At 71.2% G+C, this 24,142-nt stretch carries 21 protein-coding genes and 2 pseudogenes; 16 read left to right on the top strand and 7 right to left on the bottom strand.

Translation table 11 applies throughout. The annotated features are described in order from the left end of the window. The first annotated feature begins 274 nt into the window (after nt 1-274). From ACWCQ1_RS36440 to ACWCQ1_RS36410, 7 genes and pseudogenes are all read left to right on the top strand, one after another. On the top strand, nt 275-1,426 hold the full coding sequence (locus tag ACWCQ1_RS36440) for a substrate-binding domain-containing protein (RefSeq protein ID WP_451028310.1): 1,152 nt from the start codon (nt 275-277) through the stop codon (nt 1,424-1,426). A gap of 2 nt (nt 1,427-1,428) precedes the next feature. Further along, on the top strand, nt 1,429-3,009 hold the full coding sequence (locus ACWCQ1_RS36435; RefSeq protein WP_451028309.1) for a sugar ABC transporter ATP-binding protein: 1,581 nt from the start codon (nt 1,429-1,431) through the stop codon (nt 3,007-3,009). After that, nucleotides 3,006-4,025 carry an ABC transporter permease gene (locus ACWCQ1_RS36430; RefSeq protein WP_208785410.1) on the top strand — a complete coding sequence of 340 codons (1,020 nt, stop codon included), beginning with the start codon at nt 3,006-3,008 and terminating at the stop codon, nt 4,023-4,025. Before ACWCQ1_RS36435 ends, ACWCQ1_RS36430 begins: the two co-directional genes overlap by 4 nt. Nucleotides 4,026-4,129: 104 nt before the next feature. Next, nucleotides 4,130-5,812: a ribulokinase gene (gene araB, locus ACWCQ1_RS36425; protein WP_451028308.1), complete on the top strand. Its 1,683-nt coding sequence runs from the start codon at nt 4,130-4,132 to the stop codon at nt 5,810-5,812. Nucleotides 5,813-5,838: 26 nt separating this feature from the next. Further along, nucleotides 5,839-7,356, top strand: coding sequence for an L-arabinose isomerase (gene araA, locus ACWCQ1_RS36420; RefSeq protein WP_451028307.1), 1,518 nt, complete (start codon nt 5,839-5,841; stop codon nt 7,354-7,356). Beyond that, on the top strand, nt 7,356-8,069 hold the full coding sequence (gene araD / locus ACWCQ1_RS36415; RefSeq protein WP_133043927.1) for an L-ribulose-5-phosphate 4-epimerase AraD: 714 nt from the start codon (nt 7,356-7,358) through the stop codon (nt 8,067-8,069). The genes araA and araD overlap by 1 nt, the downstream gene beginning before the upstream one ends. A 146-nt stretch (nt 8,070-8,215) precedes the next feature. Beyond that, nucleotides 8,216-8,335, top strand: a pseudogene (locus tag ACWCQ1_RS36410) (sugar dehydrogenase); the annotation flags it as partial. A 218-nt stretch (nt 8,336-8,553) separates the two neighbouring features. On the opposite strand, the gene ACWCQ1_RS36405 reads toward ACWCQ1_RS36410, so the two are convergent. After that, complete coding sequence (locus tag ACWCQ1_RS36405) at nt 8,554-9,414, bottom strand: DUF3152 domain-containing protein (RefSeq protein ID WP_451028306.1); 861 nt, start codon at nt 9,412-9,414, stop codon at nt 8,554-8,556. A gap of 140 nt (nt 9,415-9,554) precedes the next feature. Here ACWCQ1_RS36405 and ACWCQ1_RS36400 point away from each other — a divergent pair, with 140 nt between their 5' ends. The 4 genes from ACWCQ1_RS36400 (at nt 9,555) to ACWCQ1_RS36385 (ending at nt 12,904) form a co-directional block, all read left to right on the top strand. Continuing rightward, nucleotides 9,555-10,235, top strand: coding sequence for a response regulator transcription factor (locus tag ACWCQ1_RS36400; protein WP_133043928.1), 681 nt, complete (start codon nt 9,555-9,557; stop codon nt 10,233-10,235). Nucleotides 10,236-10,285: 50 nt separating this feature from the next. Further along, nucleotides 10,286-11,722, top strand: a complete 1,437-nt coding sequence (locus ACWCQ1_RS36395; RefSeq protein ID WP_451028332.1) for a sensor histidine kinase — start codon at nt 10,286-10,288, stop codon at nt 11,720-11,722. Next, nucleotides 11,719-12,288, top strand: coding sequence for a hypothetical protein (locus tag ACWCQ1_RS36390; protein ID WP_451028305.1), 570 nt, complete (start codon nt 11,719-11,721; stop codon nt 12,286-12,288). The genes ACWCQ1_RS36395 and ACWCQ1_RS36390 overlap by 4 nt, the downstream gene beginning before the upstream one ends. A gap of 103 nt (nt 12,289-12,391) precedes the next feature. Then, nucleotides 12,392-12,904 carry a MarR family transcriptional regulator gene (locus tag ACWCQ1_RS36385; protein ID WP_133043930.1) on the top strand — a complete coding sequence of 171 codons (513 nt, stop codon included), beginning with the start codon at nt 12,392-12,394 and terminating at the stop codon, nt 12,902-12,904. A 6-nt stretch (nt 12,905-12,910) separates the two neighbouring features. Here the strand turns inward: ACWCQ1_RS36385 and ACWCQ1_RS36380 are convergent, their stop codons facing one another. Beyond that, the gene (locus tag ACWCQ1_RS36380) at nt 12,911-14,086 is read right to left on the bottom strand and encodes an MFS transporter (RefSeq protein ID WP_451028304.1); all 1,176 of its coding nucleotides are present in this window, start codon (nt 14,084-14,086) and stop codon (nt 12,911-12,913) included. 54 nt (nt 14,087-14,140) lie between these two features. Here ACWCQ1_RS36380 and ACWCQ1_RS36375 point away from each other — a divergent pair, with 54 nt between their 5' ends. From ACWCQ1_RS36375 to ACWCQ1_RS36360, 4 genes are all read left to right on the top strand, one after another. Then, complete coding sequence (locus tag ACWCQ1_RS36375) at nt 14,141-14,887, top strand: AraC family transcriptional regulator (protein ID WP_451028303.1); 747 nt, start codon at nt 14,141-14,143, stop codon at nt 14,885-14,887. A 73-nt stretch (nt 14,888-14,960) separates the two neighbouring features. After that, the gene (locus tag ACWCQ1_RS36370) at nt 14,961-15,341 is read left to right on the top strand and encodes a DoxX family protein (RefSeq protein WP_133043933.1); all 381 of its coding nucleotides are present in this window, start codon (nt 14,961-14,963) and stop codon (nt 15,339-15,341) included. Continuing rightward, nucleotides 15,338-15,805: a peroxiredoxin gene (locus ACWCQ1_RS36365; RefSeq protein ID WP_451028302.1), complete on the top strand. Its 468-nt coding sequence runs from the start codon at nt 15,338-15,340 to the stop codon at nt 15,803-15,805. Before ACWCQ1_RS36370 ends, ACWCQ1_RS36365 begins: the two co-directional genes overlap by 4 nt. Nucleotides 15,806-15,882: 77 nt before the next feature. Then, complete coding sequence (locus tag ACWCQ1_RS36360; RefSeq protein WP_358601796.1) at nt 15,883-18,228, top strand: SpoIIE family protein phosphatase; 2,346 nt, start codon at nt 15,883-15,885, stop codon at nt 18,226-18,228. On the opposite strand, the gene ACWCQ1_RS36355 is transcribed toward ACWCQ1_RS36360, so the two are convergent. Continuing rightward, entirely contained in the window at nt 18,229-18,666 is a 438-nt protein-coding gene (locus ACWCQ1_RS36355; protein WP_133043936.1) for a cupin domain-containing protein, read from the bottom strand. A gap of 301 nt (nt 18,667-18,967) precedes the next feature. Between ACWCQ1_RS36355 and ACWCQ1_RS36350 the strand changes: the two genes are divergently transcribed. Beyond that, complete coding sequence (locus ACWCQ1_RS36350) at nt 18,968-20,125, top strand: AI-2E family transporter (protein WP_133043937.1); 1,158 nt, start codon at nt 18,968-18,970, stop codon at nt 20,123-20,125. Nucleotides 20,126-20,143: 18 nt separating this feature from the next. Here the strand turns inward: ACWCQ1_RS36350 and ACWCQ1_RS36345 are convergent, their stop codons facing one another. The 4 genes and pseudogenes from ACWCQ1_RS36345 to ACWCQ1_RS36330 all read right to left on the bottom strand — a co-directional run. Then, nucleotides 20,144-20,761, bottom strand: coding sequence for a DNA polymerase ligase N-terminal domain-containing protein (locus ACWCQ1_RS36345; protein WP_358601802.1), 618 nt, complete (start codon nt 20,759-20,761; stop codon nt 20,144-20,146). Nucleotides 20,762-20,820: 59 nt separating this feature from the next. Then, entirely contained in the window at nt 20,821-21,651 is an 831-nt protein-coding gene (locus tag ACWCQ1_RS36340; RefSeq protein WP_358601805.1) for an aldo/keto reductase, read from the bottom strand. Between the two features lie 140 nt (nt 21,652-21,791). Continuing rightward, nucleotides 21,792-22,844: pseudogene (locus ACWCQ1_RS36335) on the bottom strand (arabinofuranosidase catalytic domain-containing protein); the annotation flags it as partial. Between the two features lie 47 nt (nt 22,845-22,891). Next, a partial coding sequence (locus ACWCQ1_RS36330) for a non-reducing end alpha-L-arabinofuranosidase family hydrolase (RefSeq protein WP_451028301.1) occupies nt 22,892-24,142 on the bottom strand: 1,251 nt, incomplete at its 5' end.

The raw sequence follows: 24,142 nt of genomic DNA, 5'->3' as shown, positions 1-24,142 counted from the left end.
CATCAGCGTGACCTGAACATCAACTCAGCTGTGTACATTGCCAGTTGAGTATCCGACCTGACTGCTCGTCAGGCCTCCACCACCGCGCCGTCGGCCCCGCCCCACCGCCGCGACGAGCGCCTCCTGAGCCTCGTACCGCTCCGCCGTGGACCAACGCATCCCCCTCGCCGGGACGCTCCGGCATGCCCGTTCGCGGCCCCGTCCTCCCCACCCGCCCACCGCCGCTCCCGGCCGTGGGCTCGCCACCCCGACACGCCTAGAAGGGCGCAGATCAATGATGATCCGTAGCAGAAGGTCCCGCACCGCGATCGCCGCGACAGCGGTGCTCATCTCGCTCGCCGCCGCCGGCTGCTCCAAGAACTCCGGCAGCTCCTCCAGCCAGGCCGGCGCCGGCTCGTCGAGCCCCAGTGCGGCCCCGGTCGCCCTGTCCGGGTCGGTCACCTTCAACCAGACGAGCCTGGCCAAGCTCGACGCGGCGCTGAAGGCCGATCTGGCCGGCAAGGACCTGTCCAAGGTCGACATCGCGATGGTCGTGAACGTGGCCGCCGACTACTGGAAGGCGGGCCAGGTCGGCTTCCTCAAAGGCTGCTCCGACCTCGGCATCGCGAAGAGCAAGTGCACCTACTTCGCCCCGCCCAACGGCAAGTTGACGGAGCAGAACTCGGAGCTGGAGACGCTGCGCTCGCAGGGCGTGACCGGTTACTCGATCTCCGCGATCGACCCGACCTCCGCCGCCGGGACCATCCACACCGACGTGCAGAAGGGCATCGACGTCCTGGCGATCGACTCGCCGCTGCCGGGCACCGACGCCGCCTCGCTCTACCTGGGCACCCCGAACTACACCGCCGGCTTCCAGGCGGGCACCGCGATGAAGCAGGTGCTCGGCGGCAAGGGCAAGGTGGCGATCCTGGTCGGCTCGCTCACCGCGTCGAACGCCACCCAGCGCATCGCGGGCTTCGAGGCCGCCCTCAAGGGCACCCAGATCACGGTCGCGCAGAAGGTCAACGACAACCTCCAGGCCAGCACGGCGACTTCGGACGCCGAGACGATCCTGGCCAACAACCCCGATGTGAACGGCCTGTACGGCGTGTACTCCTACGACGGTCCCGCGCTCGCGCAGGCGGTCACCTCGGCGGGCAAGACCGCCTCCGTGCACATCGTCTCCGACGACTCCGACGCCCAGACGCTGAAGTTCATCCAGTCCGGCGTGATCTCCGGAACCGTCGTGCAGATGCCGTACCAGCAGGGCTACACCGGGGCGTACCTCCTGGCCGCGGAGAAGGTGCTGGGCAAGGCCAAGACGATGGCGATCGTCAAGCCGTACCTGGAGAAGGACGGCTCGACCCTGAGCTCCGGCGTGGGCCTGGTCACCAAGTCCGACCTCAGCGCCTACCAGTCCCTCGAGTCGCAGCTCGGGATCGGCTGAGCATGACGGCCACCCAGAACGCCCCGAGCCGCGCGATCACCGCGCGGCTGCGGGGAGTCCACAAGTCCTACGGGCCGGTCCGCGTCCTCGACCTGCCCGAACTCGACCTGTACGCCGGCCAGGTGATCGGCGTGGTGGGCGAGAACGGCGCCGGAAAGTCCACGCTGATGGGGACGCTGGCCGGCTCGGTCCACCGGGACGGCGGCGAGATCCTGGTCGACGGCCAGCCCCTCGTCGCGGGGTCCACCGAAGCGGCCGGGCAGCTCGGCATCGCCATGGTCTCGCAGGAGTTTCCGCTGGTCGGGCAGCTGTCGGTGGCGGAGAACCTGCTGCTGGGCCGTCGGCCGCGCAAGTCGAAGCGGCGGCTGCTCGTGGACCGTGCGGCACAGCGCGCCGAGGCCGAGGCGATGCTGGCGGAGATCGGCCTGTCCGCCGGGACGATCCCGGTCAGCCGGGAGGTGCGCACCCTTCCGGTGCCGACCCGGCAGATGATCGAGATTGCCAAGGCCTGGGGCCGCGAACCCAAGCTGCTGATCCTGGACGAACCGACTTCCTCCCTGGGCCCGGTCGAGGCCGAGATGGTCCTGGGCCTGGCCCGGCAACTCGCCGAACGCGGCGGCACGGTGCTGTTCATCGGGCACCGCCTGGACGAGGTCCGCGACATCAGCGACCGCGTCCTGGTGCTGCGCAACGGCAGGCTGGTGGCCGACCTCGAACCGGCCGAGGCCACCGAGGAACGGCTGATCCGGGAGATGGTGGGCGGTGAGGTCGCCCAGGGCGAGCCGAAGGCACCGCCCGCGACCAGCCCCGTCCTGCTGCAGGTCGAAGGCCTGACCGCGGACGGTCTGGGACCGGTCGACCTGGAGGTGCGCGAGGGCGAGATCCTGGGCGTCGCCGGGCTCATGGGCTCCGGCCGCAGCCGCCTCGTCCACACCATCGCCGGCGCGCAGCCCTCCACGGGCGGCCGGATGCTGCTGGGCGGCGAGTCCTACCATCCGCGCGGCGCGGGCGACGGCGTGGCGGCCGGGATCGCCCTGATCCCCGAGGACCGCAAGGAACAGTCCCTCGTGCTGTTCGCGTCGATCCGCTCCAACGTCCTCGTCTCCGTGCTCAAACGGATCAGCACCCGGGGCCTGCTCGGCCCGGGACGCGAGCGCGCCGAGGCCCGGAAGATCACCGAGAACGTCAACGTCCGGATGCAGTCGGTGGAGCAGCCGATCGGCTCCCTGTCCGGAGGCAACCAGCAGCGCGCCATCTTCGGCCGCGCCTTCGCCGCCGAACCGCGCCTGCTGCTGCTCGACGAGCCCACCCGTGGCGTGGACGTGGGCGCGAAGGCCGAGATCTACAAGCTGATCGACCGGGCGGCCGAACAGGGCATGGCGGTGGTGGCCGCCTCCTCCGAACTGGAGGAACTGCTGTGGATCTGCCACCGCATCGCGGTGATGAACCACGGCCGGGTCGTCACGGTCATCGACCGGGCCGACGCCACCAAGGAACGGATCATGACGGCCGCGGCCGGCACGCCCGCGCTCGACCGGAAAACCCCCGACCAGGAAGAACTGACGAACGGAGCCACAGCATGAGCGCGCAGAGCACGCTCGCACCCGAGGAGGCCGCGCCCAAGTCGCGACCGGCCGCAGCGACTCTCGCCCGTAAGCTCGCCGCCTCTCCGGAGGCCGGAGTCATCATCGCCTGCGTGCTGGTGTTCGTCGGGATCGCGGCCAACGCCGACACCTACACCGCGGTGGGCAACCTCCAGGTGATGGGGCGCGACCTGGCGCAGGTCGGCATCCTCGCCATCGGCGAGTCGCTGGTCATCCTCACCGGCGGCATTGACCTCTCGGTGGGCGCGCTGGCCGGCCTGGCCGGCATCCTCGCCGCCTGGATGAACGTCAACGAGGGCATGCCCGCGCCTCTCGCGATCCTTCTCACGCTGGTGATCACGGCCTGCGTCGGCCTGTGGCACGGCATCATGGTCACCCGCCTCAACGTGCCGCCGTTCGTGATCACCCTGGTGACCTACACCGTCGCGCAGGGCATGGCGCTCGCCATCACCAGCGGCTCACCCATCAACAACCTCGACCCGATGTTCAGCAACCTCAGCCAGTACTACATCGGCCAGATCCCGGTCCCCGCCCTGTTCTTCGTCGGCGCCGCCGCCGTCGCCTGGTTCGTCCTCGAACGCACCTACGTGGGCCGCCAGATCTACGCGGTAGGCGGCAACAAGGAAGCGGCCCGCCTCGCGGGCATCCCGACCGCCCGCCGCATCACCTCCACCTACATCGCCAGCGCCGTGCTCGCCGGTGTGGTCGGCATCCTGGTGATCGGCCGTATGAACGTGGCCGACCCCTCGGTCGGGGCGGGCTGGGAACTGACCGCGATCGCCGCCGCGGTGGTCGGCGGGATGTCCCTCTCCGGCGGCGAGGGCCGTATCGCCGGCATCGCGGCCGGCGCGATCCTGCTGGAGTTCATCACCAACGGCCTGCTCGCGCTCAAGGTCAGCCCGTACGACCAGCAGGTCGTCCAGGGAGCGGTGCTCGGCGTCGCCATCCTGCTCGACCGGGTGCGCGCCCGCTACTTCGGCAGAAGCCGGAGCTGAGCACCGACACGCCGGTCGACTCCGCCGCGGTCGCCTTCTCGGCGTCTTCAGGAACTCGAACGACGGTCGATATATCGAATAAGCCTGTACAGAGGAGGAGGCTGATGGTGAACAACGGGGACGAGACATCCGGCAACCCGGAACCCTGCGTCGTGGGAGTCGACTTCGGGACCCTGTCGGGCCGTGCGGTGGTGGTCCGGGTCCGCGACGGCGCGGAATTGGGGTCGGCGGAGCACGTGTACCGGCATGCGGTTTTGGACCGTGAGCTGCCGGACGGGACGCGGTTGCCTCCGGACTGGGCGTTGCAGGTGCCGTCGGACTACCTCGACGTGCTGCGCAAGGCGGTGCCGGAGGCGGTGGCTGCTGCTGGTGTCCGGCCTGAGCAGGTGGTCGGTATCGGGACGGATTTCACGGCGTGCACGGTGCTGCCGGTGCTCGCGGACGGCACCCCGCTGTCGGAGCTGCCCGAGTTCACGGGGCGTCCGCATGCTTACGTGAAGCTGTGGCGGCATCATGCCGCGCAGGGGCAGGCCGACCGGATCAACGCGCTGGCCGTGGAGCGCAAGGAGCCGTGGCTGGAGCGCTATGGCGGGAAGGTCTCCTCGGAGTGGGAGTTCGCCAAGGCGCTGCAGGTGCTGGAGGAGGATCCGGAGATCTACCGGCGGACGGAGCGCTGGGTGGAGGCGGCGGACTGGATCGTGTGGCGGCTGTGCGGGGCTTACGTGCGCAACGCGTGCACGGCCGGGTACAAGGGCCAGTACCAGGACGGCACTTACCCGTCTGGGGCCTATCTGGAGGCACTCAACCCCGGCTTCGCCGGGTTCGTGGCCGACAAGCTGGAGCACCCGATCGGGCAACTCGGCCAGGCCGCAGGGCGGTTGACGGCGGAGGCGGCGGGCTGGACGGGGTTGCCGGAGGGTATCGCGGTGTGTGTCGGCAACGTCGACGCCCACGTGACGGCACCGGCGGCGGGGGCGGTGGAGCCGGGGCAGATGGTGGCCATCATGGGCACCTCGACGTGCCATGTGATGAGTTCCGACCAGCATGGTGTGGTTCCGGGCATGTGCGGGGTGGTGGACGGGGGGATCCTGCCGGGCCTGTGGGGGTATGAGGCGGGGCAGAGCGGGGTCGGTGACATCTTCGCCTGGTTCGTGCGCACCGGCTTCCCCGCCGCGTACGCGGAGCGGGCCGCCGCGGCCGGCCAGGACCCGCACGCGTACCTGACCGGTCTCGCGGCCGGGCAGCAGGTCGGGGAACACGGCCTGGTGGCCCTGGACTGGCACAGCGGCAACCGGTCGGTCCTGGTCGACCACGACCTCAGCGGTGTGATCGTGGGCCAGACCCTCTCCACCCGCCCCGAGGACGTCTACCGGGCGTTGCTGGAGGCCACCGCCTTCGGCACCCGCACCATCATCGACGCCTTCGAGTCCGCCGGGGTGCCGGTCGACGAGCTGATCATCGCCGGGGGGCTGACGAAGAACGCGCTGCTGATGCAGATCTACGCCGACGTCACCCGCCGCCCGCTGAGCATCATCGCCTCCACCCAGGGCCCGGCACTGGGCGCGGCGATGCACGCCGCGGTCGCCGCCGGGGCCTACCCCGACATCCAGGCCGCCGCAGCCTCGATGGGCAAGGCCGACCGCGGCGTGTACCAGCCCGACCCGCAGCGGGCTGTGGCCTACGACCGCCTCTATGCCGAATACCGGCTGCTGCACGACTACTTCGGGCGCGGCACCAACGACGTCATGCACCGCCTGCGCCGTCTGCGTGCCGAGGCCTCCGCCTGAACCACCCTTTGTGAAAGGACATCGCCATGACGAGCCAACCGCAGCCCTTCGACAGCCGTGAGGTGTGGTTCCTGACCGGCAGCCAGCACCTGTACGGGGAGGAGACCCTGGCGCAGGTGGCCCAGCAGTCCCGGCAGATCGCCGAGCGCCTCGACGCGGCCGCGGAGATCCCGCTGCGGATCGTGTCCCAGCCCGTCCTGAGTGACGCCGAGTCGATCCGCCGGATATGCCTGGAAGCCAACGCGTCGGACGCCTGCGTCGGCGTGATCGTGTGGATGCACACCTTCTCCCCGGCCAAGATGTGGATCGCCGGCCTGAGCGCGCTGGACCGGCCGGTGCTGCACCTGCACACCCAGTACAACCTGTCGCTGCCCTGGTCGAGCATCGACATGGACTTCATGAACCTCAACCAGGCCGCCCACGGCGACCGCGAGTTCGCCCACATCGAGGCCCGGGTGGGGGTGAACCGGAAGATCGTCGCCGGGCACGCCACCGACCCCCGCGTCGTCAGACGCATCGCCGCCTGGTCCCGCGCCGCGGCCGGCCGGCAGGCAGCCCGCTCCCTGCGGCTGGCCCGGTTCGGGGACAACATGCGCGAGGTCGCGGTCACCGAGGGCGACAAGGTCGAGGCCCAGCTGCGTTTCGGCTACTCCGTCAACACCTACGCCGTCAACGACCTCGTCGCCGTCGTCGACGCCGTCGAGCCCAAGGCGGCGGCCGAACTGGCCGAGGAGTACCTGCACTCCTACGACGTGGTCCCCGCCCTCCGCCCCGGCGGCATCCGCCACGACGCCCTGCTGTATGCCGCCCGGCAGGAGCTGGGCCTGCGCGCCTTCCTCACCGACGGCCGCTTCACCGCCTTCACCACCAACTTCGAAGACCTCGGCGGCCTGCGCCAGCTGCCCGGCCTTGCGGTGCAGCGGCTGATGGCCGACGGCTACGGCTTCGGCGGCGAGGGCGACTGGAAGACCGCCGCCCTGCTGCGCACCCTGAAGGTCATCGGCCACGGCCGTCCCGGCGGCACCTCCTTCATGGAGGACTACACCTACCACCTCGGCCCCGGCGAACCACGCATCCTGGGCGCCCACATGCTGGAGGTCTGCCCCTCCCTCGCCGCCGCCCGCCCCAGCTGCGAGATCCACCCCCTGTCCATCGGCGGCCGCGAGGACCCCGTCCGCCTGGTCTTCGACGCCGCCCCCGGCCCCGCCCTCGTCGTCGGCCTCGCCGACCTCGGCGACCGCTTCCGGCTGACCGCCAACAGCGTCGACGTCGTCGCCCCCAGCCGCCCCCTGCCCCAACTGCCCGTCGCCCGCGCGGTATGGAAACCCCGCCCCTCGCTGGCCGAGTCCGCGGAGAGCTGGCTGCTGGCCGGCGCTCCCCACCACACCGTCCTGACCTCCGCCGTCGACCCGGAGAGCCTGAGCGACTTCGCCGCCATGACCGGCGTCGAACTGCTGACCATCGACGAGCACACCAGCACCGAACAGTTCGCCAAGGAGATCCGCTGGAACGCCGCCTACCACCGACTGGCCCAGGCCCTGTGATGGCACGCCTGCACGAGGAGGTCCTGGCCGCCAACCTCGCCATCCCCCACGTCGGCCTGGCCACCCTGACCTGGGGCAACGTCAGCGGCGTCGACCGCGAGGCGGGGGTGTTCGTCATCAAGCCCTCCGGCGTGCCCTACGACAGCCTCACCCTCGACGACCTGGTCACCGTGCGCCTGTCCGACGGGGCCGTGGTCGCAGGGCACCTGCGTCCCTCCACCGACACCGAGACCCACCGCAGCCTCTACCTCGCCTTCCCCTCCATCGGCGGCATCACCCACACCCACTCCACCCACGCCGTCGCCTTCGCCCAGGCCCACCGCGACATCCCCGTCCTGGGCACCACCCACGCCGACACCTTCAACGGCCCCATCCCCGTCACCCGCGACCTCACCCCCGCCGAATGCGCGGCCGACTACGAGTACAACACCGGCCGCGTCATCGTCGACCTCCTGCACGGCGACGACCACCGCGCAGCCGAGGTCCCCGCCGCGCTGGTCGCCGGGCACGGCCCCTTCACCTGGGGCACCACCGCCCGCACCTCCCTGGAACACGCCATCATCTGCGAGGCCGTCGCCGACATCGCCCTGCACACCCTCTCCCTCAACCCCACCACCCCACCCCCACCCCACCTCCTCCAACGTCACTACACCCGCAAACACGGCCCCAACGCCTACTACGGCAACCCGGACAAGACGCCGACCTCCAGCTGAGCCGGCGCGGTCGTGCGCAGCAGCCCGGCCGGCAGCTGCCCGCAGGGGCTCGTAGCCCGATCGTCCGGCACTCGTTCGTCCTCACGCGCTCCGCCCGTCCCGGTGGCCGTGACCACCGAAACGCCGAGGGAGTGACCGTGGTGGCGATGCATGCCGACGATCGCGAACCAGCGTCCGCGCAGCTTCTCAAGGGCCAGAAGGCGCTGGTGACCGGAGCCGACTCGGGTATCGGCCTGGCTACCGCGATCGCCCTGGGCCGGGCGGGCGAGCCGAGCAGGACATCGCACCGCCCCGGCCGGAGTCGGTCGCCTCCGTTGTCCGGTCGGTGAGGGATCGCAGCCACGGCGGGCGGTCGTCGTCCAGCGGCCGGGCCCGCGGCCATCTTGCCGCGGTTCGCGGCCGGGTGGAGTTCGTCGCCCTCCAGGAAAGGCACCGTGCTGCATTCGATGCGGGTCCAGCCGAGTTCCCCAGAACAAGTCGGGGCTCAGGAGACGGCCGGGCCGGTGATGTACCGGCCCTGCTCGTCGTACGGCCACACGTTGGGCACGCAGCCGTGCATGCCCTTGATCTGCTGCATCATCGCGGGCGCCGGCTTTCCGGGGCCCGGGCAGCCGGCGTGGCCGTGGCCGAGGAAGTGGCCGACCTCGTGGTTGATGATCAGCGCGCGGTAGGCGGTGACGTCCTTGGCGTAGACGGGGGTGGCCAGCAGCCAGCGTTTGAGGTTGACCATCACGTCGTTGGAGACACGGCAGTTGACCTCGCCCTTGGTCTGCAGTCCGTAGGCACCGCAGATCCTGTCCACGGTCCGGGGTGTCGCGATCTTGACGGCGAAGTCGGCGGTGCCGCCGGAGACGCGCTGGAACGCCGAGTGTCCGTCGGCCGTCCAGCCGCGCCGGTCGGCGAGGATGCGCTCGACTTCCTCTGCGGCGGCCCGGGGGGACACGTCTAGGCCGTCCTCCACCTCGACCCGGTAACGCCATACCTTGCCGGTGCCGACCGTGGGGCTGGTGCCGGGCGCGGTGGTGAACGTACCCGGGCCCGTGGCCGGGATCACCTTCGGGGAGGGAGACGCCGAGGGGTTGTGGCTGGGGGAGGGCTTGCTGGTGTGGGACGGCGTGGGGGCCTTGGACCCGGCCTGGGTGTGTTCGCGGGCCGGTGCGTCCGCCTGGTCGTCGCCGTGGCCGGGAGCGGTCCAGCCCACGGCCGCGAAGCCCGCTGCGCCCAGCACGGCGATCGCGGCGACACCTCCCCACAGCCGTCCTCCCTTCCGTCCGTTCACCACGGCGTGGGCTGGGCCGCTGGGACGGCGGCGGCTGCTGGATCGAGTTGCTTTGTGCGCGGTCATGGTGGCTTAGGTTGTGACCGCTTTGTGATCGAACCTGGCCCGAAGGGTAACGAAAAGATAACGCCCATCCGGTTGGCCGCTCATGTGATCATCCGGTAACAGAACCCCGGCCGGGCGCGGGACGTGCCGATACTGAGCCCATGCCACGTGTACTGCTGATCGAAGACGACCGCGCCGTGCGGGAGGGAGTCGCCCTGGCCCTGCGTCGGCAGGGGCACGAGGTCGGTACCGCCGTGACGGGGGAGGAGGGGCTCCAACAGGCCCGCTCCTTCCGGCCGGACGTCGCGGTGCTGGACCTGATGCTGCCCGGCATGCCCGGCCTGGACGTCTGCCGTGCGCTGCGTGACCTCGACCAGACGCTGCCGATCATCATGGCCACCGCGCGGGGCGACGACGAGGACATCGTCGTGGGGCTGGAGGCCGGAGCCGACGACTACGTGGTCAAGCCCGTGCAGGCGCGGGTCCTGGAAGCCCGCATCCGCGCCGTACTGCGCCGGGCGGCCCAGGCGCCGGGCGACGGCGGCATACCGAAACTCGACACGTACGGAGACCTCACCGTCGACCGGGCCGGCTTCTCGGTCGCCCTGCGCGGTGTGCCCGTGGCGCTCGCCGCCTCCGAACTGCGCCTCCTGCTGACCCTGTCCGCCTCGCCCGGGCAGGTCTTCAGCCGGCAGCAACTGCTGGAGGCGGTCTGGGAGCACAGCTACCACGGCGACGCGCGTCTGGTGGACGCCTGCGTCAAGCGGCTACGCGCCAAGATGGGCGAGCCCCGCTACATCGAGACCGTGCGCGGCTTCGGCTACCGGTTCGCCGCACAGTGACCCGCACTCGCAGGGCCCGCGTCCGCGGGCTGTCCGCCCGGCGCTCCAGAGTGCCCCAACTGCTCGGACTGCGCACCCGGTTGGTTCTCGCGTTCGCGCTCGTGGCGGCGCTCACCGCGACCACGACCGGCGCCCTGACCTTCCGCGAGGCGCGCACCGGTGTGCTCCAGCAGAGCCAGGACGCGGTGATCTCACAGCTGCGCGCCCAGGCCAACCGGCTCGCCCCCGACCTCGACATACCGCCCACCCAGGACGGGCTGCGGCGGTTCGCGTCCGACGTCGCGGCCTCCGAACCGTCCGGTGCCTGGCGGGTCATGGTGACCTACGGCGAGTTGAGCGCGACGTCCGCCGCAGGCGATCGGTTCGCGGAACTGACGCCCGCGCTGCGCGAGGCCGTGCGCTCCAGCGTGGCGACCGTCTTCCAGCGGGTCCGCACCGGTGACCACACCTCCCTCGTCGTCGGCATGTCCGTGGCGTTCACGACCGGCGCCGCGTCGGGTCTGCGGATCTTCCTGACCGTCCCCCAGGCAACGGAACAGGCCTACGTCGACGCCCTGGTCGCGGCCGTCGAACGGGCCACCGTGCCCGCCCTCGTCCTGGCGGTGCTCCTCGCGCTCCTCGCCGCCCGCGGCGTCCTACGCCCGGTGCGCGCGCTGCGCAGCGCCACCCGCAGCATCGCCGAGGGACGCCTCGACACCCGCCTCGCCGTCAACGGCTCCGACGAACTGGCCGACCTGTCGCACACGTTCAACGAGACGGCCGCCGCCCTGGAGGCGTCGGTGGCCGAACTGCGCGGCATGGAGGCCCGCGCCCGCCGGTTCGCCGCCGACGTCTCGCACGAACTGCGCACCCCGCTGGCGGCCATGTCGGCGGTCACCGACGTCCTCGACGAGGACGCCGCCCGCCTCGACCCGGACACCGCCACCGCGGTCCGTCTGATCAGCGAGGAGACCGTGAAACTGGCCCGCCTGGTGGACGACCTGATGGAGATCTCCCGCTTCGACGCGGGCGCCGCGGTGCTGCACCTGGACGAGATCGACCTCGCCGAGTCACTGCGCCGCACGCTCGCCGCCCGCGCCTGGACCGACGTGGTGGACACCGAACTGCCGCCGCCCGACACCCTGCGCGGACGCGTCGACCCGCGCCGCCTCGACGTGGTCGTGGCGAACCTCGTCGGCAACGCCCTCCGGCACGGCGCCCGCCCGGTCCGGCTGCGCCTGAGCGGCTCGACCGGGACAGAGCCCCGTGCCGTCATCGAGGTGCTGGACAGCGGCCCCGGCATTCACGCCCATGTCCTGCCCCACGTCTTCGAACGGTTCTACAAGTCCGACGCCGCCCGCACCCGTACCGAGGGCAGTGGACTCGGCCTCGCGATCACCGCCGAGAACGTCCGCGTCCACGGCGGGACCGTGCGCGCCGCCAACCGGCCGGAGGGCGGCGCGGTCTTCACCGTAGAACTCCCGCTGCACAACGAGGAGAACCGGTGACCACACCCGTACGCCGCTGGGCGTCCGTGATGCTGATACCGGCCCTGGGCCTGCTCGCCTCCTGCGGCATCCCCACCACCGGAGTGGTGCAGTCCGGCGTCCCCGCGAGCGGGCTCGTGCCGACCATCCGGGTCTACTACGTCACCGGCGACGTCCTCTACGGCGTCTCCCGCCGGACCGCGGCGCCCCCCGACGCCGAGTCGGCGATCCAGGTGCTGCTCAAAGGTCCCACCCCGGGCGAACAGTCCGCGGGCCTGAGGTCGCTGCTGCCCTCCGTGGCGTCGTCCCCTCCCACGGCTCTCTTCCCCAGCGAAGCGCCCACCCTGGACCAGAGTGCGGCCGCCGAGACAACGAAGTGGGTGCAGGTCACCTCACACAGGGACCGCGTGGACATCCGGCTCACCGTCGCGATGGGCAACAAGACCGACCTCGCCGCCGCGCAGCTCATCTGCACGGCCCTCGCGGCCGAGCGCGTCGGCGCCCCCGGAACCAGGCCCCTGCCCGTCACCGTCACGGCTGCGGAGGGCCGCGAGATCCGGTCCTCCGACACCGCATGCCCGGACTGAACGAAGGGTCGCCGTACGGGCGGCATCATGCGCCCGTAGTACACGAAGCGAACGTACGCAGTAGGTTACTTGAGTTACGCAACAAGATGGTAAAGTGGATCGCATGGCCACTCCACCGCTCCCCGAACTCCCCGACACCCCCGCGTCCGAGGAGGTCATCGAGATCGAGCGCGCGCTCACCCGCATCACCTACCTGAGCACCCGCGCCCGCCAGCACGAGCGGCTGATGGCACTGGCCGGCGTGCCCCTCGACCGCGCCGCCGTGGCGCTGCTGCGACAGGTCGCCGACTCCGAGCCACTGCGCCCCGGCGAACTCGCCACCCGCCTCGGCGTGGAGGCCTCGCACGTCACCCGCACCGTGCAGCAACTGCAGAAGTCCGGCTACGTCACCCGCGTCCCCGACCCCGACGACCGCCGCGCCCAGCGCATCCAGCTCACCGAGGCCGGACAGCAGGCCATCGCCCGCGTCCGCGACGCCGGCGCCCGCGGCATGCAGCTCGCCCTGTCCGACTGGTCGGCGGAGGAACTGCGCCAGCTGGCCACGCTCTTCCACCGCATGGTCGACGACTTCCTCACCTACGCCATCGACGAGGAAACCGAGCACACCACCGTCTGACGCCCGTCACACCGACATCGCACGCCGACCGGCCGGCCGCGCCCCCGCCGAGGGTTCCCGCAGACCCCACAGCAGCAGCCGGCCCAGCGCCGGCAGCGCGATCAGCGGCAGCAACGCCGTCCGCAGCGACGTCACGTCGGCCAACGCCCCCAACGCAGGAGCGGCCAGCCCACCCACACTCACCGTCAGTCCCAGCGTGACCCCGCTCGCCGTCCCCACCCGGCCCGGCAGGAAGTCCTGACCGAGCGTGACGTGCAGCGAGAACGGCACATACAGCCCGGCCGAGGTCAGCGCCACGAACAGATACACCACCGGCCCCGGCACCAGCACCACGCCCGCCACCGCCAGAACAGTCAGGGCGTACGAGCGCCGCACCACCGCCAGCCGTCCGTACCGGTCGGCCAGCCGGCCCCCGGCCACCGTGCCCACGGCACCCCCGACGTACAGCACGAACAGCGCGGCCGTACCGGCCGCCTCCCCGCCGCCCGAGCGCTGACGCACGTACAACGAAATGAACGCACTCAGGCCGACGAAGACGATCGACCGGCACACGATCGCCCCGGACAGCCGCAGGAACGACGGCCAGTCGTCCTCGCCGTTCGCCATCGCCTCACGGGTGAGCCCCCCTCCGCTCCCGGACCGGCGAACCCCCGCCGCGCACAGTGCGGCCCCCGCCAGTGCCGGCAGCACCAGCAGGGGAGAGGCGTGCAGGCCACCGGTGCCCACGACGGCCGCGACCAGCAGGGGCGCCGTCGCGAAGCCGAGATTGCCGCCCAACGCGAACCAGCTCATCGCCGTGTTGCTGCCGCCCGCCGCCGTACGAGCCGCCCGCGCCGCTTCCGGATGGTAGGCGGCGACCCCGATCCCCGACACGGCGACCGCCGCCAACGTCGGCCCGTACGAGCCGACGACCCCGCACAGCGCGACTCCCGCACCACCGGTCACCGCACTCACCGGCAGCAGCCACGGCATCGGCCACCGGTCGGTCAGCACCCCGAACAGCGGCTGCACCACCGACGACAGCAGCGAGGCAGCCAGCACGACGCCCGACGCGGCGGCGTAGGTGTAGGCGCGCTCGCCGACGAAGAACGGCACGAGCGCGGCGACGGCTCCCTGATACACGTCCACACAGGCGTGACTCAGGGACAGCAGGGCGAGGGGACGACCGCGGTGAAGAGGCACCCCGCGATCGTCGCGGCACCCCCCTCTGGCCCGCTTCCGATAATCTGCCTGTCTGTGTCGAACATCCGCCACGCGCCGAAGGCGCCCACCCGCGTCCGCACCTTGGCCGCCGGCGAACGCATCGACGCCCACCACCACGACGAACACCAGATCGTCTACGCCGGCTCAGGCGTCGTCACCGTCACCACCGACGCCGGCACCTGGTTCGCCCCCGGCACCCGCGCCCTGTGGGTCCCCGCCCACACCGTCCACGCCCACCGCGCCCGCGGCCACCTCGAGCTGCACCTCGTGGGCCTGCCCGCCCACGACAACCCGCTCGGCCTCGACGCCCCCACCGCCCTCGCCGTCAGCCCTCTCCTGCGCGAACTGATCCTCGCCTACACCCACGACCCCGACGACGACACCCCCGAACGCCACCGCCTGCTCGCCGTCCTGCGCGACCAACTGCGCGTCTCACCCCAGCAGCCCATGCGCCTGCCCACCCCCACCGACCCCCGCCTGACCGCCGTCTGCGCCCTCGTCCACGCCAACCCCGCCGACCCCCGCACCCTCGCCGCCCTCGGCGCGGCGACCGGAACCGGCGAACGCACCCTCAGCCGCCTCTTCCGCGGAGAGCTCGGCATGACCTTCCCCCAGTGGCGCACCCAGTCCCGCCTCTACCACGCCCTGCGCCTGCTCGCCGACGACACCCCCGTCACCACCGTCGCCCACCACTGCGGCTGGTCCTCCACCAGCGCCTTCATCGACGTCTTCCGCCGTCACCTCGGCTACACCCCGGGCGCCCACCGCCACCGCCCGTAGAACCGAGGCCCGCGCGGAGGTGACTCTTACCGTCCGGCTAGTATCCCGCGGCAGGCCCCCCAGAGGAGGAACCGTGCCACGGTCCGAACGCTCACCCCTGCTGCTCGCCGGTCTCTTGGCCACCGCCGGAGTAGCCCACTTCGCCGCACCACGCCCCTTCGACGCCACCATCCCCGAGGCCCTGCCCGGCACCCCGAGGACCTGGACCTACGCCAGCGGCGCCGCCGAACTCGCCCTCGCCGCCGGCCTCGCCCTGCCCCGCACCCGCAAGACCGCCGCCCTCGCCGCGGCCGCGTTCTTCGTCGGTGTCTTCCCCGCCAACGTCAAGATGGCCATCGACTGGCGCCACCGCCCCACCCCCCACAAGGCAGCCGCCATCGGACGACTGCCCCTGCAGCTGCCCCTCGTCCTGTGGGCCCGCAGCATCGCCAAGAGTGGGGAGAGCCAGGCATGAGCGAGCGCATCACCGTCGGCGACAAGGTCGACGACTTCGAACTGCCCGACGAGACCGGCACCCCCCGCACCCTCTCCGCACTGCTCGCCGACGGACCCGTCGTCCTCTTCTTCTATCCCGCGGCCCTGAGCGCCGGCTGCACCGCCGAGGCGTGCCACTTCCGCGACCTCGCCGCCGAGTTCGCCGCCGTGGGCGCCCACCCCGTCGGCATCAGCGGCGACACCGTCGAACGCCAGCAGGAGTTCTCCGGCCGCCACACCCTCGGCACGCCCCTCCTCTCCGACGCCGACGGCACCATCCGCGAGCGCTTCGGTGTCAAACGAGGCTTCAACCTCGCCCCCACCAAACGCGCCACCTTCGTCATAGCCCAGGACCGCACCGTCCTGGAGATCATCCGCAGCGAACTCCGCATGAACACCCACGCGGACCGCGCCCTGGCGGCCCTGCGGACCCACCAGAAGTGACACCCGCGCAACGCGCGACCCCCCGGGGTCGCGCGTTTCGGTTGAAGCGGTGCGACAAAAGAACCATCCTGAACTATATGGAGCATGGCTCTGCTGCGGTGATCGTCGATGCCGGGGGCATGGTGACGGGGTGGAGCGAGGGTGCCCGGCGACTGACCGGATACACCGCCGACGACGTCGTCGGGCGGGCTGTTCGGGATCTGGTCGTCGAGGCGCCGTCGGCCGAGGCCTTGGCAGCGCTCGCCGGGAGGGTGGTGGTGCGGCATCGGGACGGCTCGAGTGTCAGCCTCGACGCGCGGGCCTGTCCCGTCACCGGTGAGGGCGGTGCGGCGGCCGGGCACGTGATCACGGCCGAGGCGGCCGGCGGGACGCGGGAGTCGGAGCTGCTGGCCGCCCGCGCCTTTCAGCAGGCGTCGATGTCGATGTCGGTGTTCGACACGCGCCAGCGCTATCTGCGGCTCAACGACGTGGCATGCCGGGTCATGGGAGTGCCGGAGGACGCCCTGCAGGGGCGGCACTTCTCGGACACCGTGGCGGACGCCGAGCACAGCCGTGGCTTCCTGGCCCATCTGCGCCAGGTCGCCGAGACCGGCCGGCCCACCCGGTACGAGAGCTACGCCGGCGCCCCCGCCCTCAACCGTGATCAGGCCTGGACCACGGACATGTGGCCGCTGCGGGACGACTCGGGCGCGGTGTGCGCGGTCGCGCTGGCGGCCTTCGACAGCACCGAGCAGTACTGGGCGCGTGAGCGTCTGGCGCTGCTGAACGAGGCGGCGGCGTCGATCGGGACCACGCTGGACGTGGTCCGTACCGCGGAAGAGCTCGTGGAGCTGCTGGTGCCGCGGTACGCGGACTTCGCGAGCGTGGATCTGCTCGACTGGGTGCTGGCCGCGGAGGAGCGGCCCGCACTGCCGGACATCGACATCGTTCTCCGCCGCGTCGCGCACGGCTCGGTGACGGAGGGGACGCCGGAGGCGGCGGTGCGTATCGGGGACGCGGACTTCTACCCGTCGTTCTCGCCGCCGGCGATGGCTCTGCGTGCGGGGCGGGCAATCGTCAGCCAGGCGGGGGAGCCGGAGTTCATGCGGTGGGTCGCTGAGCGCAATGCCCGCGCTCCGGCGGGTCGCCCCCGGCGCAGGGGTGTGCACTCGATGCTGGCGGTGCCGTTGCGGGCGCGCGGTACGACGCTGGGTGTGGCGGTGGGCGTACGGATCGCGAATCCGGACGACTTCGGGGACGACGACGTCGTACTGGCGGAGGAGCTGGCCAGCCGTGCGGCCGTGTGCGTCGACAACGCCCGTCGGTTCGCGCGCGAGCGCAGCACGGCGTTGGCGCTGCAGAACAGTCTGCTGCCGAAGGGCCTGCCCGGACAGGCCGCGGTGGAGGTGGCGCACCGATACCTGCCCTCGGGTGCGCTGGTCGGGATCGGCGGCGACTGGTTCGACGTGATCCCGTTGTCCGGCAGCCGTGTCGCGCTGGTCGTCGGGGATGTCGTGGGGCACGGCATTCCCTCGACGGCGACGATGGGCCGGCTGTGTACGGCCGTACGCACGCTGGCGGACGTGGATCTGCCGCCGGACGAGCTGCTCACCCACCTCGACGACCTCGTCACCCATCTGGCCTCGGGTGACAGCGGTGACGAGGTCGCTGAGCTGGGGGCCACCTGCCTGTACGCGGTCTACGACCCCGTCTCGCGGCGGCTGAACGTCGCGGCCGCCGGCCATCCGGGGCCGGCGCTGTTGTTGCCGGACGGTACGGCGAGCCTGATCGAGATGACGGCCGGGCCGCCTCTGGGCGTCGGTGGTCTGCCGTTCGAGGCGATGGAGCTGGAAGTACCCGAGGGCGCGGTGGTGGCCCTGTACACCGACGGTCTGATCGAGGACCGCGACCGGGATGTCGACCATGCCACCGCCGAGCTGTGCCGTGCGCTGACCGCCCCCGTCGACACGTTGGAGGCGCTGTGCGACACGGTGCTGAAGGCGGTGCTGCCGGAGGACCCCAGTGACGACGTGGCGCTGCTGCTGGCCCGCACCCGGGCGCTGGGCGCGGACCAGGTGGCCACCTGGGACATCACGCCCGACCCGGAGCGGGTGGCCGCGGCCCGGCAGGCCGCCACCGAGCAGTTGTCGGCGTGGGGTCTGGACGAGGCGGCGTTCGTGACCGAGCTGGTGGTCAGCGAGCTGGTCACGAACGCCATCCGCTACGGCGCCCCGCCCATCCAGCTGCGGTTGATCCGCGACCGCACGCTGATCTGCGAGGTCTCCGACGGCAGTTCCACCTCACCGCATCTGCGCCGGGCCCATGCCTTCGACGAGGGCGGCCGCGGGCTGCTGCTGGTCGCCCAGCTCACCCACCGCTGGGGCAGTCGGCAGACCGGCCGGGGCAAGACGATCTGGGCGGAGCAGCCGCTGCCTCCGGGCTGATCACTGGAAGGAGCAGCCGGGGTTGGGCACGTCCTCCGAGTAGGGGGCGCCGTGCGGGAGGACGTAGAGGACGTCGAGGACGAGCGGGGTGGCGCCCTCGTTGCGGCCGAGGTGGACGTCGCCGGGGCCGCCGGGTTCGCGGACGGTGGTGCCCGTCGGGTAGACGCCGTCCTCGGCGCAGTCGGAGTGGTAGTGGCTGAGGGTGCCCTGGCGGACGAAGCCGTAGACGGGGCCGTCGTGGTAGTGCCAGCCGGTGGCCTGGCCGGGCGGGACCGTGATCTCGCGCAGGACGTAGTCGGTGTCGCCGACGGTGGTCTGGCTGATGAGCTTGGCGGTCACCCCTGGGCCGGGCGGTGTGGCGCCTGCCGTACCGGAGATGGTGAGGGTTGTGGTGGTGACGATCGCGCCGACGAGGGCGGAGCGGAGCGCGGTGCGCATGCGAGGGCCTCTCTGGACATGGGGGGAAGATCGAGTACCGCCGTGAACATAGAGCCCCGGGAGGGTGGTTGGGGCCGGAACGGATCAATCCGGCGGGGAAGCGGTCTGGTGGGCCCGATTCCGTGCCGACTGGTCCGTGCGTGCACCCTCGATTTAGAAAATTGCCGCTTTGGGAACACGTAGCTGCGTAATTCGACGACCTGCGGCGATGTGAGGCGGTGACGTGCAGGTGAGCGACGCCCTGCGTCGGTCGCGCCGACATCCCGGTACCGGACCCGGCGGCAGCCGCGGCCCGCGTCGGATGCGGTACGTCGTGCTGGGCAGCCGGCCGGCCCGCGGATACGGGACGGTGGCCCGTGCGCGCAGGGCGTCGGCATCCGCGCCGGGGGCCGCGAACGGCGTGGACGTGCATCACGGGCTGAAGGTCGGTGCCGCCTACGCCTGGCGGCTGCTGGTGCTCGGGGCGGCCGTGTACGCGGGCTTCGTGATTCTGGGACGCCTGCAGCTGGTCGCCGTCGCTTTGTTCCTCGCCCTGGTCGTGACCTCCGTACTGCGTCCCCTCGCCGATCTGCTGGCACGATGGCTGCCGAGGTCGCTCGCGGTGGTGGTGAGCGTCGTGGGAAGCCTGGTGCTGTTCCTGGGACTGCTGGCGCTGGTCGGTGAGCTGGTGGCGAGCGAGTGGGACCAGCTCGGGCGGGAGTTCAGCGGGGGCATCGGGCGCATCGAGCGATGGCTGCAGGGAGCTCCGTTCCATGTGAGTCGCTCGGTGACGTCAAATCTTCAGGGCAAGGTCAACACCTTCGTGTCGGAGCACCGCTCCACGTTGATCACCAGCGCGGTGAGCGGTGCCGGGCGGCTCGTGGAGGTGCTGACCGCGGGGGTGCTGGCGCTGTTCTGCTCCTTGTTCTTCATCCATTCCGGCGACCGGTTCTGGCACTGGTTCCAGGAGTTGCTGCCGCAGCAGGCCCGGGACCCCTGGAACCGTGCGGGTGGCGCGGCGTGGCGGACCTTCGCCGGGTACACGCGGGGCATCGTGATCGTGGCGGCCACCAACGCGGTGCTGGTCGGCATCGCCCTGTTCGTGCTGCGGGTGCCGTTGGCGCTGCCGCTGACGTTGCTGGAGTTCTTCGCAGCGTTCATCCCCCTGGTGGGATCGCCCATCGCGCTGGGCGTGGCCACGGTGGTCGCGCTGGCGTCGCGCGGGCCGGTCATCGCGATCGTGGTCCTCGCGCTGATCGTCATCGTCGGCCAGATCGAGGGCCATGTACTGCATCCGCTGGTGATGAGCTGGGCGGTGCGGCTGCATCCGGTCGTGGTGGCGGTCTCGGTGATCGCCGGCAGCATCCTGGCGGGGGTGATCGGCGCGGTCGTCGCCGTGCCGATGGTGTCGGTGGCCTGGGCGGTCCACCGCGAACTGCGCGCCCCCGCCGGCCCGAGGCAGAGACGAGCGGACACCTAGCGATCACCTGGCGACCCGCTACGCCTGGTCGCCGTCGTCGGCGGCGACCTGGGCGAGCGTACGGCCGCTGCTGACCGAGCGGGCCCGGCGCGGATCCGGCGTGCCGTGCCCGGAGGCCTTCGCGCTGCCGGTCCGCACCAGCAGCCAGGCCTCTTCCCGGTCGCCGTCCCTGCCGCCGCGGAACCGGGTGAGGGCGTACTCGCCGTGCAGTTTGGAGCCCTTGAGGCGGAAGCGGGCGTGTCCGCCCTCCAGGGACTCCTCGAAGTCGACGGGCCGCCCCTTGCGGTCGTGGCTGAGCGGTTCGTAGGTGCCGTGGTCCCACACGATCACCGTGCCTCCGCCGTACTCGCCCCGCGGGATCACGCCCTCGAAGTCCTCGTACTCCAGGGGGTGGTCCTCGGTGGGCACGGCGAGCCGCTTGTCGTGCGGGTCGTCGGAGGGGCCCTTGGGGATGGACCATGACTTCAGTACGTCGCCGACCTGCAGCCGGAAGTCGAAGTGCAGGGTGCTGGCGTCGTGGATCTGCACGACGAACCGCGGCTCGTCCCCCGAGGCGGCCGACCGCCCCCGTGGCTCCCTGGTTCGCTGGAAGTCGCGCTTGTCGTGGTAGTCCCGCAGCCGGTCCCGCTCGCCCACCTGGGGCTCCTTCCACGCGCCCTGATCCTCGCGGCCGTCCGAGTACCCCGCGCGGTGGCTCAGAACTCCTCGTGCACCGCCGGGTCGCCGCCCAGGCGCCGGTGGGCGCGGTCGGAGACGGCTGCCAGCTGGTCGGCGTCGAGCTCGAAGCCGAAGATGTCGAGGTTCTGCCGTTGCCGCTCGGGGTCGGAGGACTTCGGGATGGGCAGCGCGCCGAGCTGGGTGTGCCAGCGCAGCACGACCTGCCCGGGTGTCACGCCGTGGGCCTCGGCGATGGCGACGAGGGCAGGGTCCTCGAGGAGGCTGCTGCCCCGGCCGAGCGGGCTCCAGCTCTCGGTGACGATGCCGTTGGCACTGTGGAAGGCGCGCAGCTGTTCCTGCGGGAAGAGCGGGTGCAGCTCGATCTGGTTCACCGAGGGCAGCACACCGGTCTCCTTCTCCAGCCGTTCGATGTGTTCGGCGGTGAAGTTGGAGACGCCGATGGAGCGGACGAGTCCGTCCTCGCGGAGCTTGATCATGGCGCGCCAGGAGTCGACGTACTTGTCGACGCGGGGGAGCGGCCAGTGGATCAGGTACAGGTCCACGTACTCCAGGCCCAGCCGCCTGCGGGACTCCTCGAAGGAGGCGAGTGTCTCCTCGTGGCCGTGGTGACGGCCCGGCAGCTTCGTCGTGACGACGACCTCCTCGCGCGGGATGCCGCTGCGGGCGATGCCGAGGCCGACTCCCGACTCGTTGCGGTAGTTGGTCGCCGTGTCGACCAGGCGGTAGCCCGTCTCCAGAGCCCCGGCCACGGCGCGTTCCGCCTCCGCGTCGCTCATCGGCCAGGTGCCCAGGCCGATGGCGGGGATCGTCGTGCCGTCGTTGAGCGTGTACGTCGGGATGCTGACCACGGGGGGACCTTTCCTGGACTGCGCCGGACCTCCAGCCTCGCGGACGAGGTGGGTCTGATCAAACGCGGTGGCCGGGGACGTGGGAGGGGTGGCCCGGGCCGATGGGCGTCGGCCCGGGCCACCCGGCGCTGTCACCTGCCGTAGCCGGCGGCGGTGATGTTGGCCTGTACGGCGTTCTCGGTGGCGTCCGAGGGATAGCCGGAGGTCATGACGCCTTCGTAGAAGGTGCCTTGGGCGCCCTTGCTGTTGTCGCCGCCGATGCCGAGGATGATGGCTCCCTCCTTCTTCATCGGGTTGTAGCCGGCGACGTTGGGGCGGACCCCGTTGTAGAAGGTGGACAGGGCGCCGGACTGGGCGTTGCCGCCGCGGATGGCCCATTTGTTGGGCCCGCCCTTGATGACGGCGGTCAGGTAGCGGTGGCTGATGGAGGGGTCGTTCGCGTTGTAGTGCTGGTTGACGCCGGAGAACAGGCCGTTCTCCAGGTCGGCCATGATCCAGGGGCCGTTGCCGCTGCCGTAGCCCCAGACCTTGATGTTGCCGAAGTAGATGGCCTCCATGGTGCCGTTGCCGTTGTCGCGGCTGTTGGTCTCGGCGTTGCCGTAGTCGAAACAGCAGCCGCCGTTGTAGTGGGTGCCGTCGAGGACGGCGTACATACCCTCCGGCTGGTCGCCCTTCGCCGTGCCGTTGGTGGTGTTGTTGCGGTAGCCGGTGCCGGGGGCGACGTACACGCCGTAGGCCTTGTGGCCGGCGACCGTGGTGGGGGCGGCGGTGGCGTTGGCCAGGTTGTCCGGACCGCCGGCGGCACCGCCGCCGGGCGCCTGGGTGAGGCGGTTGCCCCGGCCGGACTGGTCGTAGATGACGGTGATGACGCAGGACGTGCCGGCGCAGAAGGAGTCCTGGGCTGCCGCGTTGGCGACGCCTCCCGCGCTGAGGACGCCGATGTCGCGGGTGACGTTGTCGGAGGCGCGGCGCACCTGGTACAGCGGGCCGTTGTAGGCGGAGTACAGGGCGCGGGTCGTGCTGTGGGCGGCCACGCAGGGTGTGCCGCCGGAGGCGTACAGGTCGCAGGGCAGCGATCCCGCGGCGTGGGAGGACGGGGCGGTGCCGGTGAGGATGCCGGCGCCGAGGGCGACGGCCGCTCCGGTGGCGAGGAGGGCGCGCCGGGAGGGACGTAACGACTGTCGGACGATCACGGGAAGCTCCTCTGGTCGTGCGGGTGAGTGATGAGGGCGGTCGGCGGTCAGCAGGCGGAGTTGGTCTGGGTGAGCAGGCCCAGGCGCCAGGGCAGGGTGTTGTAGTCACCGCTCGCGTTGGGGTTGAGGCCCTGGTAGAGGTACTGGAGCCTGCAGGAGGGGATCGTCAGCGTCTGGTCGTAGCCGGCGCGGATCATCTCGCCGTGGCTGATGTCCTTCGTCCAGGCGCCCGCCGGGAAGCTGACGTTGGTGGCGCGGGCGAGGGGATTGCTCTCGGTGGCGGCCAGCGGGGTCCACGAGCCCGCGATACTGCCGGACGTCCAGGAGCGGAAGTAGCGCCGCCCGTCGGAGCCGATGGCCTCGACGATCAGCAGGTACTGGTTGCTGCCCTGCACCTTGTAGACGTTGCTCGCCTCGAACAGGGCGTACTTGTTGGAGTCCTGGGCCGCGATGACGGTGTTGGTGAAGCCGTTCGGGAACTGGGACAGGCCGGTCTGCGAGCGGTACAGGTGTCCGTTGTCGTCCGAGGAGAACAGGTAGCAGGTGGCGCTGTCGCAGATCACCCACATGTCGACCCAGTAACCGCCGCCGATGTTCTGCCTGATGATGTCCGGCATCGAGGCGTAGAAGTTGCGCGGCGCGCTCCAGCCGTCGGGGTTGCTGATGTCGGCGTTGGTGGAGTACGAGGCGTTGCCGGTCTGGTAGACGAGGTACCAGAGTTTCTGCGGGGCGAAGTAGAAGATCTGCGGGGCGGCCCGGTAGCCGCTGCCGATCGCGCCGCGGTCCAGGTCGTGGTGCGTGGCCGAGCCGGCCTGCGACCAGTCGCTGAAGCTGAGGTACACCAGGCTGTAGCCGGAGGAGCTCGCGACGCTCGCGAAGACGTGGTACTTGCCGTTGTAGTACACGACCGACGGGTCCTTGATCCCCGCGATGTTGTGTGCCGAGTCGGGCTTGGGCGCGATCAGCGCGCCGCTCGAACTCCAGCTGAAGCTCGAAGGGAGGGCGGCGGCGGAGGCTCGGGCGGTGGTCGCGGGTGTGCCGCCGAGCGCGGTCAGCGCCGCGTTGTACGCCGCCTTCTTGTTGCCGTTGTTGTCGAACAGCAGCGGGTTCTGGCCGGTGCGCCAGGAGTCGCTGTCCCGGATGCCCCACACGGTGATGCCCTTGCAACGCGCCACGTTCATGCACGCCTTGACGGTGTTCGCATAGGCGGTGGCGGGTGCCTGGGCGATGTCGAGTTCGGTGATCTGTACGTCGACGCCGAGCGCGGCGAAGTTGGACAGGGTGGTCTGGAAGCTCGC

It is taken from the genome of Streptomyces sp. NPDC002144, assembly GCF_053593695.1.
The sequence above is the reverse complement of the archived record's forward strand: the minus strand, read 5'-3'. Positions and strand labels throughout refer to the sequence as shown.

Bases quoted from the DNA above. Each gene is read 5' to 3' on its own strand.
- ACWCQ1_RS36440 (WP_451028310.1), top strand. From the start codon at position 275: ATGATGATCCGTAGCAGAAGGTCCCGCACCGCGATCGCCGCGACAGCG.
- ACWCQ1_RS36435 (WP_451028309.1), top strand. From the start codon at position 1,429: ATGACGGCCACCCAGAACGCCCCGAGCCGCGCGATCACCGCGCGGCTG.
- ACWCQ1_RS36430 (WP_208785410.1), top strand. From the start codon at position 3,006: ATGAGCGCGCAGAGCACGCTCGCACCCGAGGAGGCCGCGCCCAAGTCG.
- araB (WP_451028308.1), top strand. From the start codon at position 4,130: ATGGTGAACAACGGGGACGAGACATCCGGCAACCCGGAACCCTGCGTC.
- araA (WP_451028307.1), top strand. From the start codon at position 5,839: ATGACGAGCCAACCGCAGCCCTTCGACAGCCGTGAGGTGTGGTTCCTG.
- araD (WP_133043927.1), top strand. From the start codon at position 7,356: ATGGCACGCCTGCACGAGGAGGTCCTGGCCGCCAACCTCGCCATCCCC.
- ACWCQ1_RS36405 (WP_451028306.1), bottom strand. From the start codon at position 9,414: ATGACCGCGCACAAAGCAACTCGATCCAGCAGCCGCCGCCGTCCCAGC.
- ACWCQ1_RS36400 (WP_133043928.1), top strand. From the start codon at position 9,555: ATGCCACGTGTACTGCTGATCGAAGACGACCGCGCCGTGCGGGAGGGA.
- ACWCQ1_RS36385 (WP_133043930.1), top strand. From the start codon at position 12,392: ATGGCCACTCCACCGCTCCCCGAACTCCCCGACACCCCCGCGTCCGAG.
- ACWCQ1_RS36365 (WP_451028302.1), top strand. From the start codon at position 15,338: ATGAGCGAGCGCATCACCGTCGGCGACAAGGTCGACGACTTCGAACTG.
- ACWCQ1_RS36360 (WP_358601796.1), top strand. From the start codon at position 15,883: ATGGAGCATGGCTCTGCTGCGGTGATCGTCGATGCCGGGGGCATGGTG.
- ACWCQ1_RS36355 (WP_133043936.1), bottom strand. From the start codon at position 18,666: ATGCGCACCGCGCTCCGCTCCGCCCTCGTCGGCGCGATCGTCACCACC.
- ACWCQ1_RS36350 (WP_133043937.1), top strand. From the start codon at position 18,968: ATGCGGTACGTCGTGCTGGGCAGCCGGCCGGCCCGCGGATACGGGACG.